This is a genomic window from Halodurantibacterium daqingense, assembly GCF_042666235.1.
Lineage (GTDB): Bacteria > Pseudomonadota > Alphaproteobacteria > Rhodobacterales > Rhodobacteraceae > Halodurantibacterium > Halodurantibacterium daqingensis.
This window is the reverse complement of the sequence record NZ_JBHTFQ010000001.1, coordinates 441,602-454,313: the sequence shown is the minus strand read 5'-3', so window position 1 is coordinate 454,313 and position 12,712 is coordinate 441,602. Positions and strand designations below refer to the sequence as shown.

The 12,712-nt window shown below is 63.0% G+C and carries 15 protein-coding genes; 4 read left to right on the top strand and 11 right to left on the bottom strand.

The genetic code is table 11. From position 1 onward, the window contains the following. The first annotated feature begins 28 nt into the window (after window positions 1-28). From rplS to galE, 4 genes are all read left to right on the top strand, one after another. Entirely contained in the window at window positions 29-403 is a 375-nt protein-coding gene (gene rplS / locus ACFQXB_RS02305) for a 50S ribosomal protein L19 (RefSeq protein WP_377398466.1), read from the top strand. An 11-nt stretch (window positions 404-414) separates the two neighbouring features. Beyond that, window positions 415-636 (top strand): 50S ribosomal protein L31, encoded by a 222-nt coding sequence (gene rpmE / locus ACFQXB_RS02300; protein ID WP_377398463.1) that lies wholly within the window; start codon window positions 415-417, stop codon window positions 634-636. 93 nt (window positions 637-729) lie between these two features. Beyond that, a complete protein-coding gene (locus ACFQXB_RS02295; protein WP_377398460.1) occupies window positions 730-1,539 on the top strand; it encodes a division plane positioning ATPase MipZ in 810 nt (269 codons plus the stop codon). A 97-nt stretch (window positions 1,540-1,636) separates the two neighbouring features. Next, entirely contained in the window at window positions 1,637-2,656 is a 1,020-nt protein-coding gene (gene galE / locus ACFQXB_RS02290) for a UDP-glucose 4-epimerase GalE (protein WP_377398457.1), read from the top strand. Here the strand turns inward: galE and ACFQXB_RS02285 are convergent. The 11 genes from ACFQXB_RS02285 to rplQ form a co-directional block, all read right to left on the bottom strand. After that, a complete protein-coding gene (locus ACFQXB_RS02285; RefSeq protein ID WP_377398454.1) occupies window positions 2,653-2,919 on the bottom strand; it encodes a spike base protein, RCAP_Rcc01079 family in 267 nt (88 codons plus the stop codon). The two genes, galE and ACFQXB_RS02285, sit on opposite strands and share 4 nt — an antisense overlap. Window positions 2,920-3,241: 322 nt before the next feature. Next, entirely contained in the window at window positions 3,242-4,045 is an 804-nt protein-coding gene (locus ACFQXB_RS02280) for an amino acid ABC transporter ATP-binding protein (RefSeq protein WP_377398451.1), read from the bottom strand. Between the two features lie 10 nt (window positions 4,046-4,055). After that, window positions 4,056-5,354: an amino acid ABC transporter permease gene (locus ACFQXB_RS02275; RefSeq protein ID WP_377398448.1), complete on the bottom strand. Its 1,299-nt coding sequence runs from the start codon at window positions 5,352-5,354 to the stop codon at window positions 4,056-4,058. Between the two features lies 1 nt (window position 5,355). Then, window positions 5,356-6,609, bottom strand: a complete 1,254-nt coding sequence (locus tag ACFQXB_RS02270; RefSeq protein ID WP_377398445.1) for an amino acid ABC transporter permease — start codon at window positions 6,607-6,609, stop codon at window positions 5,356-5,358. A gap of 109 nt (window positions 6,610-6,718) precedes the next feature. After that, the gene (locus ACFQXB_RS02265) at window positions 6,719-7,735 is read right to left on the bottom strand and encodes an amino acid ABC transporter substrate-binding protein (protein ID WP_377398442.1); all 1,017 of its coding nucleotides are present in this window, start codon (window positions 7,733-7,735) and stop codon (window positions 6,719-6,721) included. Between the two features lie 218 nt (window positions 7,736-7,953). Then, window positions 7,954-8,664 (bottom strand): ATP12 family chaperone protein, encoded by a 711-nt coding sequence (locus tag ACFQXB_RS02260; RefSeq protein WP_377398439.1) that lies wholly within the window; start codon window positions 8,662-8,664, stop codon window positions 7,954-7,956. A gap of 2 nt (window positions 8,665-8,666) precedes the next feature. Then, entirely contained in the window at window positions 8,667-9,332 is a 666-nt protein-coding gene (locus ACFQXB_RS02255) for an HAD-IA family hydrolase (RefSeq protein WP_377398436.1), read from the bottom strand. After that, window positions 9,323-10,372, bottom strand: a complete 1,050-nt coding sequence (locus tag ACFQXB_RS02250) for an RluA family pseudouridine synthase (protein ID WP_377398433.1) — start codon at window positions 10,370-10,372, stop codon at window positions 9,323-9,325. The genes ACFQXB_RS02255 and ACFQXB_RS02250 overlap by 10 nt, the downstream gene beginning before the upstream one ends. Then, window positions 10,369-10,746 (bottom strand): fluoride efflux transporter CrcB, encoded by a 378-nt coding sequence (crcB, locus tag ACFQXB_RS02245; RefSeq protein ID WP_377398431.1) that lies wholly within the window; start codon window positions 10,744-10,746, stop codon window positions 10,369-10,371. The genes ACFQXB_RS02250 and crcB overlap by 4 nt, the downstream gene beginning before the upstream one ends. Before the next feature lie 31 nt (window positions 10,747-10,777). Further along, window positions 10,778-12,100 carry a replication-associated recombination protein A gene (locus tag ACFQXB_RS02240; RefSeq protein ID WP_377398428.1) on the bottom strand — a complete coding sequence of 441 codons (1,323 nt, stop codon included), beginning with the start codon at window positions 12,098-12,100 and terminating at the stop codon, window positions 10,778-10,780. Window positions 12,101-12,203: 103 nt separating this feature from the next. Continuing rightward, the gene (gene rplQ, locus ACFQXB_RS02235) at window positions 12,204-12,623 is read right to left on the bottom strand and encodes a 50S ribosomal protein L17 (RefSeq protein ID WP_377398424.1); all 420 of its coding nucleotides are present in this window, start codon (window positions 12,621-12,623) and stop codon (window positions 12,204-12,206) included. Window positions 12,624-12,712 lie beyond the last annotated feature (89 nt).

The following is a 12,712-nucleotide window of genomic DNA, read 5'->3' as shown; positions in this document are numbered from 1 at the left end:
ATACCCGCGCAACGCAAAGGATATCGCGATGAACCTGATCGCGCAGATCGAAGCCGAGCAGATCGCAGAGCTCGGCAAGACCATTCCGGATTTCAAGGCCGGTGATACCATCCGCGTCGGTTACAAGGTGACCGAAGGCACCCGTACCCGCGTGCAGAACTACGAGGGCGTCTGCATCGCGCGCAAGGGCGGCGGCATCTCGGCCTCGTTCACCGTGCGCAAGATTTCGTTCGGCGAGGGCGTGGAGCGCGTGTTCCCCCTCTATTCGACGAACATCGATTCGATTGAGGTGGTTCGCCGTGGCCGTGTGCGCCGCGCGAAACTCTACTACCTGCGCGAGCGTCGCGGCAAATCGGCCCGTATCGCCGAAGTCACCAACTACAAACCCAAAGCCGAAGCCTGAGGAACGGGACGATGAAAAAAGACATTCACCCCGACTATCACATCATCGACGTGAAATTCACCGATGGCACCGTGGTCCAGATGAAATCGACCTGGGGCAAGGAAGGCGACCAGATGGCGCTGGACATCGATCCCACAGTGCACCCGGCCTGGACCGGTGGCTCGACCAAACTGATGGATGCGGGCGGCCGCGTCTCGAAGTTCAAGAACAAATACGCCGGGCTTGGTTTCTGATCAGTCGGCGCTTTCCCTTGGGAAAGACACAACATATAGTGCAGACGCGCCGGCTTCCGGCGCGTCTTTTCTTTTGGCGGCAGAGGTCTGGACGTGGCGCATATCATCGTCGTTGGCAATGAAAAGGGCGGGTCCGGCAAATCGACCACCTGCATGCATGTCGCCACGGCGCTTGTGCGCTCGGGCTTCCGGGTGGGTGCGCTTGATCTCGATCTGCGCCAGCGCAGCTTCGGCCGGTATATCGAGAACCGGGCGGCCTTCATGCAGCGCGAAGGCGTGACCCTTCCCACCCCCGATTACCGCCCCCTGCCCGAAGTCGACCCGGGCGAGCTTGCCCCCGGAACCAATGCCTTTGATCACCGGCTGTCGGCCGTGATCTCGGAGCTTTCGCCCCAGAGCGATTTCATCATGATCGACTGCCCCGGTTCGCACACACGGCTGAGCCAGGTCGCGCATACCATGGCTGACACGCTGATCACGCCGCTCAACGACAGTTTCGTCGATTTCGACCTGCTGGCCCGGATCGATCCCGAGAGTGGCAAGGTACGCGGGCCGTCGATCTATTCGGAGATGGTGTGGAATGCCCGGCAGATGCGCGCCCAGGCCGGGCTGAAGCCGATCGACTGGATCGTGCTCCGCAACCGCCTTGGCGCGCAGCAGATGCACAACAAGAAGAAGGTTGGCCGCGCACTGGACGAATTGTCGCGCCGGATCGGCTTCCGCGTCGCAGCAGGGTTCACCGAGCGGGTGATCTTTCGCGAGCTCTTTCCCCGCGGCCTTACGCTTCTGGACCTCAAGGACGTCGGGGTCGAGAACCTGAACCTCTCCAATATCGCCGCGCGGCAGGAAGTCCGCGATCTGGTGAATGAACTGGCACTTCCGGGCGTTACAGTGGATTTCTGATCGCAGCCAGCGGCTTTCTGCGCCGCAGTGCAGCATGGGGTTGAAACGGCGGGCGTTTCGTCGCAACCCTGCGCTGAAACCGAGCTTGGGGGACGGAATGGGCAAGAAGATCCTGTTGACGGGCGGCGCAGGTTACATCGGGTCGCATACCTATGTAGCCTTGGTCGAGGCGGGCCACGAGGTCGTCATCCTCGACGACTTTTCCAACGCGCGCGAGGATGTCCCCGAACGGCTCGAACTGATTACCGGCAAACCGGTCACCTTTCACCGCGGCAATCTGCTGGATCCGGCAACGCTGGACAGCGTCTTTGAAAGCCACAAGATCGATGCAGTGGTTCATTTCGCGGCGAAGAAGGCTGTGGGCGAATCGATGCAGATCCCGCTCGAGTATATCGAGGTAAACTGCGCCGGCCTGATCGCGCTTCTGAAGCGCATGCAGGCGGCAGGGTGCTTCCGGCTGGTCTTTTCCTCGTCCGCAACGGTGTACGGGGAACCCAAGGTGGTTCCGATCCCCGAGGAAGCCGAACGTTTCTATACCAGCACCTACGCTTATACCAAGCTGATGGGCGAACAGATTCTGGAACAGCTTGCCGCGGCCGATGATCGCTGGGCCTTCGGCACGCTGCGGTATTTCAATCCGGTCGGTGCGCATCGATCAGGGCTGATCGGCGAAGACCCCAACGGCATCCCCAACAACCTGATGCCCTATATCGCCAAGGTCGCGGTAGGTGAACTGCCTGCCCTGAACGTCTTCGGCAACGACTATGACACGCCCGATGGCACCGGCCTTCGCGACTACATCCATGTCGAAGATCTGGCGCGGGCCCATGTCCTTTCGCTTGAGGCGCTGATGGAGCGGGGCGAGGGCCATGTCCTGAACATCGGCACAGGCCAGGCCTATTCGGTCCTGGAGATGCTCAAGGCCTATGAGAGGGCCTGCGGCAAGCACCTGCCCCACGTGATCGCGCCGCGCCGCCCCGGTGACGTTCCGGTGCTTCTGGCACGGGTCGAACGCGCAGCGCAGGTGCTTGGCTTCCGGGCCGAACATGGGCTGGACGACATGTGCGCCTCAAGCTGGGCCTGGATCTCGCGGCTTCGCAACGCGAAAGCGCGCTAGCCCACGATCAGCGCGTGAATGCCGGCGGCCGTGGTTCCGGTCTGCATCACGCGTCGCACGCCAACGGGCAGGATCGAAAAGTCGGCGACAGCCACCTGCCGCGCCTGGCCCTTGGCCGAAACGAAAGCCAAGGTCCCGCCCGTCTCCACATAAAGCGCCACTGCCACTGCGACGAGATCATTGGAGTTGTTGGGCGTCACCGGCAGCATGTCATAGGCGGGGCCTGACAAAGACAGCGTGCGGTTGGCAAAGGGGTTGGTCATGGAGGATCATCCTTTCGGTTCGGGCCGTTCCTGGCCGTGCGGTGGGATGAACCTAACGACAGGCGCCTAAGGGCCAGTAACCGCAGCGCGCGCAGCTTTGCTCGCCCACGCAACGGCTTGGGGGCCCACGAGGGGCCCCCCTTTGTTCATGTCCCGCAGCTCATCCCACGGGGTTTGAAGTCCGCGCGCCTCGCATCTGCGAGACCCGCAGACGCGCCCACGTGGGCAGGCAAGCCGGCCGCCGCGCAACCGGGAGCCTGCCGCATATGATGCCGACAGCGTAGACCGCAGGCGCGCGGTCACGGCCCAAGGTTATCGCCGGCTAATGCCCCAGAATCTGGCTCAGGAACAACTTGGTCCGGTCCGAGCGCGGATTGCGGAAGAACTCTTCGGGTTCGTTCTGCTCGACGATCTGCCCCTGATCCATGAAGATCACCCGGTTCGCAACCTGACGTGCGAAACCCATTTCGTGGGTCACGCAGATCATCGTCATGCCCTCTTCGGCAAGCTGGATCATCGTGTCCAGAACCTCCTTGATCATCTCGGGATCAAGCGCCGAGGTGGGTTCATCGAACAGCATGATCCGCGGCTTCATGCACAGCGAGCGCGCGATCGCCACGCGCTGCTGCTGGCCGCCCGAAAGCTGGCCGGGGTATTTGTGCGCCTGCTCGGGGATCTTGACCTTCTCCAGGAAATGCATCGCTGTCTCTTCGGCCTCGCGCCGCGGCACCTTGCGCACCCAGATCGGCGCCAGCGTGCAGTTTTCGAGGATGGTCAGGTGTGGAAACAGGTTGAAGTGCTGAAACACCATCCCGACCTCGGAGCGCACCTTGTCGATGTTCTTGAGATCGCTGGTCAATTCGGTCCCGTCCACGATGATCTGACCGGACTGATGTTCTTCCAGGCGGTTGATGCAGCGGATCAGCGTCGATTTTCCCGATCCCGAAGGCCCGCAGATCACGATCCGCTCGCCCCGATGCACGGTCATGTTGATGTCGCGCAGGACATGGAACGTCCCGTACCACTTGTTCATTCCGGTAATCTGGATGGCGACTTCGTTCGAGATCTTCACGCGGCTCAGATCAACGGGCCGATCGACGGCAGCTTCGGGAAGGATATTGGTCATGGGGGTCCCCTTAACGGTGATCGGTCTTCAGCCGGCGCTCCAGGTGCTGGGAATAGCGCGACATGCCGAAGCAGAAGATGAAGAACAGAAGGCCGACGAACAGGAAAAGCTCCCAGTAGATCCCGTTCCAGTTCGTGTCGGCACGGATCGCATTGGTCAGGCCAAGCGGATCCAGAAGCCCGATGAACACAACCAGCGTGGTGTCCTTGAATAGCCCGATGAAGGTGTTCACGATCCCGGGGATCGCGATCTTGAGCGCCTGCGGCATGATGATCAGCCGCTGCGCCTTCCAGTAGTCAAGGCCCAGTGAATCCGCAGCTTCGTACTGCCCGCGCGGCAAGGCGGCAAGGCCACCGCGGATCACCTCGGCCATGTAGGCGGCGGCAAAAAGCGTGACCATGATGATGACGCGCAGGATGATGTCAAAGCTCGTGCCCGGCGGCAGGAAGTAGTTCAGCAGCAGCGAGGCCGTGAACAGCAGGGTGATCAGCGGCACCCCCCGGATGAACTCGATGAAGCCAACGCACAGCGTCTTGACCAGGAACATGTCGGACTTGCGTCCCAGCGCCAGGATGATCCCCAGCGGCAGCGACAGCGAAATGCCGGTCACGCCGATGATGATCGACAGCATGAACCCGCCGAAGCGATCAGACCTGACGGGCTGCAGGCTGGCCGGAACAAGCGATTGCAACAGTCCCGCCAGGGGTGCCGAGACCACGGCCCACCAGAGCACCGGCACAAGAACGGCGGCGATGGCCGCGACGATGGCATTGAGGTTCCGCGTGGCGCGCCAGGCGAGATAGCCCGCGGCAAAGCCCAGAAGGACACTGATCGGGAACCAGACCGTCCCGCCCCACAACAGCCAGTAGGCCAGGGCGGGATAGGTGGCCGAAAACCAGAACAACCGGCGGGGGACGGAAGGAAACAGAAGTGGTGCAAAGGCCACGAACATCAGGACCAGCGCAAGGTTGGGCCGCCAGTACAGATGAGCGGGATAAAATCCGTACAGCAACTGCTGCCAGCGATCGACGATCACCGCAAAGCAGGCGCCGGTCTGGCCCTCCAGGATCTGGCGGCATTCGGCAAGCGAGCCGGCATTCCAGACCGAATTCAGGAACCAGGGCCCGATGTGAAGCGCCAGCCAGAAGACGACATAAAGCGACGCAATCGTCAAAAGGCTGTTCAGCCAGCCTGAGAACAGGTTCTCGCGCATCCAGCGCACCGCGCCAAGTTGGGTGACGGGCGGTTGCTCGGGCGGCAGCATCGTTTCGCGGACAAATCCGACGGTTTGCGCGTGGGTATCGCTCATCTCAGCGCTCCTTCAGCCGGACGCTGCGGTTGTAAAGGTTCATCGCTGCGGAAATCAGCAGGCTGATGATCAGATAGATCAGCATCATCAACAGCATCGCCTCAAGCTCCCGCCCGGTCTGGTTCAGCGTGATGCCCCCCAGCGTCGAGCGCAGGTCCATGTAGCCGACCGCCAGCGCAAGCGAGGTGTTCTTTGTGATGTTGAGATACTGTGAAATCAGCGGCGGAATGATGACCCGCATCGCCTGAGGCAGGATCACCCGGTTCATCGTCGTGCCAGGACGCAGCCCAAGGGCATAGGCGGCCTCGGTCTGACCACGCGAGACTGCAAGGATACCGGCCCGGACGTTTTCGGCGATGAAGGCCCCGGTATAGATTGACAGCGCAAGCCACATCGCGATCAGCGAATTGCGCAGATGCACCCCGCCGGCAAAGTTGAAACCCGAGAGTTCGGGATAACCGAAATGGAAGCCGAGCCCCCAGAGCAGCGCGATCAACGGCAGGAACAGCACGATCAGGCTTTTCCACCAGGTCACCGGACGGTCGCCGGTCGCGTTCTGAATGGCTTCCGCCTGGCGCTGCAGCCACCGATGGCCCAGATAGCCCGCGATCATGACAGCGACGATCGCCAGCAGGTCAAGGCTGATCATGAAGATCCCGAGATCGAGATTGCCAAGGCTGCGCGCGAACAGCGGCTCGGGCACATAGACACCGCGGTTGGTGATCGCGACGGAATCGAAAAACAGCATCGAGGCCGCGGGATCATCCCCCCGGAAGGCAGACGGCGCCGGCATGCTTTCGGACATGACCGCGCCGAACACAAGGATCCAGAGCAGGGTGGGGATATTCCGGAAGGCCTCGACATAGACCGTCATCAGCCGCGCGACGATCCAGTTGCCCGACAGCCGCAACACGCCGGCGATCACGCCGATCACAGTCGCCAGCACGCAGGACATCACCGCCAAGAGCAGCGTGTTCAGCAGCCCGACCAGTAACGCGCGCCCGTGGGTGCTGTTGCTGTCATAGGCGACCAGCCTCTGGTTGATGTCGTAACCGGCGCGGACGCTCAGGAACCCGAAGTTGAAGTCCTTGCCAAGCGTGCGCAGGTTCTGGATTGCATTGTCGATGAGCCAGGCAGCCCCGGCCATGACCAGAAACAGAACGACCACCTGTATGGTCAGCGACCGATAGCGCGTGTCGTATATGAGCATGCTTGGCCGAAAGCTGGGCTTTGGCCGGTCGGGTATCGAAGTCATGGAAATTACCCCCTGCTCCTGTGGCTTCTGATTTTTCTGACCGCCCTTGGGGCGGTGCCACGGGATATCTGGTTAGAAAGGGCGCGCCCTTCCGGGCGCGCCCAAGTGATCAGCGGAAGGGCGGAGCGTAGAGCAGGCCGCCCTGGGTCCATTGTGCGTTCAGGCCGCGGGCAAGACCGATCGGCGTCGCCTCTCCGATCGTGGCCGAGAAGATCTCGCCATAGTTGCCGCCAGCGGCGATGGCGCGCTTGGCCCAGTCGTTGTCCAGACGGAACATCGCGCCAAGTTCACCTTCGAGACCCAGAAGGCGGTTGATTTCGGGGTTGTCGGTGCCGCGGGCAAGTTCATCGATGTTCTGCGAGGTGATGCCGTATTCCTCGGCTGCGATCAGCGCAAAGAGGGTCCACATCACGACATCCGACCATTCGTCATCGCCGTGGCGCACCAGCGGTCCCAGCGGCTCTTTCGAGATGATTTCGGGCAGCAGGATGTGGTTCTCGGGATCGGCAAAGGTCGCCCGCGTTGCGGCAAGGCCCGACGCGTCCGTGGTGTAAACGTCGCAGGCGCCGGCCAGATACTGCTGCTGCGCCTCGGCATTCGTTTCGATCGGTACCGGTTCGTAGCTCATGTTGTTCGCCCGGAAATAGTCGGCGAGGTTCAGCTCGGTCGTCGTGCCGGTCTGGATGCAGACGGTCGCGCCATCAAGCTCGCGCGCCGAGGAAACACCCAGATCGCGGCTGACCATGAAGCCCTGGCCGTCGTAATAGTTCACGCCGGTGAAGGTGAACTTGAGGTCCACATCGCGCGAGAAGGTCCAGGTCGTATTGCGGGCAAGCATGTCGATTTCGCCCGAGGACAGGGCCGAGAACCGGGTCTGGCCCGTGGTCGGGACGAAGGTCACGGCCATCGGATCGCCCAGAACCGCCGCCGCCACGGCACGGCAGACGGCGACGTCAAAGCCTTGCCACACGCCGTTCGCATCGGGTGCCGAAAACCCGGCGAGACCGGTGGACACGCCACAGCTCAGCTCTCCCCGCGCCTTCACGTCGTCAAGGGTCGCCGCCTGGGCCGCGCCGGCCCCGAAGCCTGCGGCCACAAGGGCGCCAAACATTACGGATTTGTTCATGCTTACCTCTTCCTGATTCCCGCCTTGATTCGACGGTCTATTCAATCCTGTGATCGGATCGATGAAAACCTGTGAAGCTTCAAGCTCACAGTGGGTCGAGCATGCGGGAATCAGGAAGAAAACGTCAAGCTTCGTGGTTACCCAGGCATCGCTTAGCTCAAAAATTGAGCATATGCACAAGAAAAGTGCCTGTTCCTGAGCAGTCTGACAGGCCCCTGTCAGGGCGCGCGCACGAGATCGACAAAGGCCGCGGCGTCCTCGAAGGCGCGTTTTTTCAGGAGCGCCGCTTCCGCCGCTTCGGCGTCTTCGCCCCAGACGCTGGCCTGATAATCCTCATCCACGCGCGCCGTTTGCCAGAGCTGTCCAACGGAAGCCCATTTTTCAAGCGCTGCAAGTCCGATCACGAAGGATCCGGGCAGGGTCACGAGATCATGGAATCCCGACAGTTCGAAGGCATCAAGCCCGGCGACGCGCTGGCGCAGGCGCGCCACGCTGTCCTCGGGCTGCGCAACAGGGATAATGCCGCTTGTCACACGTAATGGCGCGCCAAGCGCCTCGGCCCAGGCCACGAGCGGATCCCAGAGCTCGGCCTGCCGCAAAACCAGGGCTGCGGGGCCCTCTGCACGATAGCAGATCAGATCCGTTTCGATATAGGCGGCCAGCAGATTGACCACCTCCTCGACCTGCGGGCGCACCTTGTCGATGACGGCGTTGGCGCCCCGCGTGATTGGCATTGTGCGCGGATCCACTTCGCCGTCCTGCGCCTGCCATTCGGCGGCAATGGCCACCGCAAGGGCGCGGCTAGGCACCACCAGCGGCGCCTTCGCTGGCGTTCTGAGCGGCCGGCCATCCAGATCGACGCCAAACCCGCCCTCGCGTTCCACGACAACAGCCTCGCTCCAGAAGCGTCTGGCCTTCCAGCCCGTCATGCTCAGTACTCCCACATCCCGTCAAGCACATCCGACAACTCCGCGAAGCTGTCGATCAGCACATCCGCGCCCGCGTCGCGCAGCATCTGGCTGCCGTGGTATCCCCAGGTCACGCCGATGGTCCGAAACCCGGCGGCCCGCCCCATCGCGATATCATAGGTCGTATCCCCGATCATCGCGCCCTGCCCCGCCTGAAGGCCCGTGTCCCGAAGCGTCGCCATCAGCATCGAGGGATGCGGCTTTGACGGGTGATCGTCAGCAACCTGACGCGTGATGAAGACGCCGTCCAGACCATGCGCAGCAATCAGATGGTCAAGGCCGCGGCGCGATTTTCCGGTGGCGATTCCAAGCAGGTGATCCGGTGCGGCGTGCAGGCGGTCCAGCACATCGCGCGCCCCCGGATAAAGCGCCGGCGCACTGTGGCTGCGCCGCTGCATGAAGCCGGTTTTGTAATGGGCGACGATCAGGTCGATTTCCGTATCCGGCAATGATGGCGCAAGCACCCGCACCGCCACCGGAAGCGACAGTCCCACGATGGAAAGGATGGCCTCGCGTGCGGGCGCCGGATGGGCTGCAGCGGCAAAGGCCGCCGTCATGGCGTCGGTGATATGATCCTGGCTGTCGACAAGCGTGCCATCCACATCAAAAACGATCAGCTTCAGGTCCATCCTTCCTCCGGCGCGAACGGATCGGCCGGCACATCGCCGGCGTGCCAGTCGAGGGTCTTCCAGGTACGGGCCATATGCTCGGGCAAGGGTGCTGTGATCGTCAGCATGGCGCCACTGACTGGATGTTTGAACGTGATCGAGCGCGCATGAAGATGCAGCTTGCGGCTGATATCGCCCCCCAGCTGCGCGCCCCAGCCGTCGCCCAGATTCTCCTGCCCCGAACCGCCGTATTTTCCGTCGCCCACAATCGGATGCCCGATTTCGGCCATGTGGGCGCGCAGTTGATGCGTGCGGCCGGTCACCGGCACAAGCGCCATCCAGGCGGCGCGTTTGGCAAGCGAAGTCAGCACCGCATAATCGGTGGTGGCACGTTTGGCTCCCTCGACATTTGCTACCTCTGCGGGATGGATGCAGCGCATCTTCTCGCCTTCGCCCTTGCCGCCGCCGGGCGCCTTGACCAGGCCGAAGCGGATCGTGCCCATGCGCGGATGCGGCACCCCTGCCACAGCAGCCCAGTAGATCTTGCGGGTATTGCGGTGGCGGAACGCCTCGGACAGAAGCCGTGCGGCTTTGGTCGTCCGGGCCAGCAGCAGCACACCCGAGGTATCCTTGTCCAGCCGGTGCACCAGCGACGGCCGTTCCGCCAAGCCGAATCGCAGTGCTTCGGAAAGGGCATCGACATGGCGGTTGCCAAGGCCGCTCCCGCCCTGCGAGGGCAACCCCGGCGGCTTGTTCAGCGCGATGACATGGTCATCCCGGTAAAGCACCGCCGCCTGGATCATCCGGGCGTCCGCCTCGCTGATCGTGCTGCCGGTGGCTGCGGGGGCGTCGCCCTTGGGAAGGGGCGGAAGCCGCACCACCATTCCCGGCGCAACCCGGCTCGAAGCCTTGACACGGCCGCCATCGACGCGGATCTGTCCGGTTCGGCACATCTTTTCCACGGCGCCCTGCGTGACCTGCGGAAAGCGCCGCTTGAGCCAGCGGTCCAACCGCTGTTCTCCTTCATCGGCCGAAATCGTAAGAACCTTCACACCACTCATCCCGGCAATCCCCGCATTGCGGCCACGCCTGCGATCAGCGCAGCAATAGAAAGTCCGACCGAAGCCAGCACATAAAGGGCAGCCATCCCGGTCGCCCCCCGTTCATAAAGAAGCAGCACGTCCAGCGAGAAGGCGGAGAAGGTGGTAAAGCCCCCAAGGATCCCTGCCATAACGAACGGCGCCAGGCGCAGCGCGTCTCGGTCCGTCAGCCAGACGAAAGCCAGCCCCATCGCAAACGATCCCAGCACATTGGCGATCAAGGTCCCCCAGGGGAAACCCGCGCCAAGAACGCGCGCCGCGCCATATACCATGCCGAAACGCCCCAGCGCTCCGATCGCGCCGCCCAAGGCCACCTGTGTCAGGGTCCAGATCATCGCTTCCCTCTCGGGCAGGGGACAGCCAAAGTCAACTCTCTGCCCGCCCCTGACGCTGTTCGCGCAGGCGCGCAAAATACTCGACCCGCTTCTTCAACTCGCGCTCGAAGCCACGTTCGGGCGGATGATAGAAGACCGGCCGCTTCATGGTCTCGGGGAAATAGTTCTGGCCCGAAAACCCGTCCTCGGCATCGTGATCATAGGCATAGCCCGCGCCATAACCCTGTTCCTTCATCAACCGCGTGGGCGCGTTGAGAATGTGCTTGGGCGGCGGCTCCGATCCGGTCTGCCGCGCCGTTGCGCGCGCCCCCTTGTAAGCCACGTAGCCCGCGTTCGACTTGGGCGCCAGCGCGAGATAGATCACCGCCTGCGCCAGCGCAAGCTCTCCCTCCGGGCTTCCCAGCCGCTCGAACGTCTCCCAGGCGTGCAGGCAGACCGTCTGCGCCTGCGGATCGGCAAGGCCGATGTCCTCGACCGCCATCCGAACGAGCCGCCGGCCCAGGAAGCGCGGATCCTCGCCGCCCTCCAGCATCCGTGAAAACCAGTAAAGCGCCGCATCCGGGTCCGATCCGCGCACCGACTTGTGCAGCGCCGAAATCAGGTTGTAATGCCCGTCGCCAGACTTGTCGTAATTCGCCGCCCGGCGCATCAGCCGCTGGGCAAGGGCATCAGTCTCCAGCGGCGCCGTCACTTTCCAGGCCGCCACCTGCTCGATCAGGTTCAGAAGCGCGCGCCCGTCCCCGTCCGCCATTTCCAGCAGCGCCTCGCGTGCGGGCCCCTTCAGTGGCAGCGCTTGGCCCAGTTCCCGTTCCGCGCGCTGCGCCAGCCGCTCCAGATCTACCAGCGACAGCCGTTCAAGCACGATGACCTGCGAGCGCGACAGCAGCGCGGCGTTCAGCTCGAACGAGGGGTTTTCCGTCGTCGCACCTACCAGAAGGATCGTCCCATCCTCCATATGCGGCAGAAACCCGTCCTGCTGCGCCTTGTTGAAGCGGTGGATCTCGTCCACGAACAGCAGCGTCCCCTGCCCGTTCCGGTGTCGCAGCCGCGCCGCCTCGAACACCTTCCGAAGCTCGGGCACGCCCGTGAAGATGGCGCTGATCTGCACGAAGGTCAGATCGGTCTCATCCGCCAGAAGCCGCGCGATCGTGGTCTTGCCCACTCCCGGCGGCCCCCAGAGAATCAGCGAGGAAAGGCTGCCGGCGCTCAGCATCGCGCCCAGGGGGCCTTCGGGCGAAAGCACCTTTTCCTGGCCGATAACCTCGGCCAGCTTGCGGGGGCGCAGACGGTCCGCGAGGGGCCGCGGGCCTGACGGCTCTGCCGCTTCACCGATCTGATCGAAAAGATCCGCCATATGCTGAACCTAAGGATCGGCACCGCAGCGTGAAAGATGGCCCGGGCCTGAAAATGGAAAAAGCCCGCCGGCGCGGCGGGCTTCTGAAATCGTGCCGGATCGATCAGGCTTCGGCAGCGTCTTCCTCGGCAACGCGAGCCTTGTCGGCTGCGCCCTTGGCATCGACGTCACGATCAACAAATTCGATGATCGCCATCGGCGCCATGTCGCCATAGCGGAAGCCGGCTTTCATGATCCGGATATAGCCACCCTGACGCTCCTTGTAGCGCGGACCCAGGATGTCGAAAAGCTTGGCCACATAAGCGTCCTGCTTGAGCTGCGACGCCGCCTGGCGGCGCGCATGCAGATCGCCGCGCTTTGCGAGGGTGATCAGCTTTTCGACGATCGGACGCAGTTCCTTCGCCTTGGGAAGGGTGGTCTTGATCTGTTCGTGTTCGATAAGCGAACCGGCCATGTTGGCGAACAGCGCCTTGCGGTGTTCATGGGTGCGGTTCAGGCGGCGGTATCCGCGAGCGTGACGCATGAGTATTCTCCTTGATCTTCTCTTGCTTTGTCCGGTGGTCCCTGGTCCTGGGCCCACTCACCTTGGGGCGTTGTGCCCGGTCATTCCCC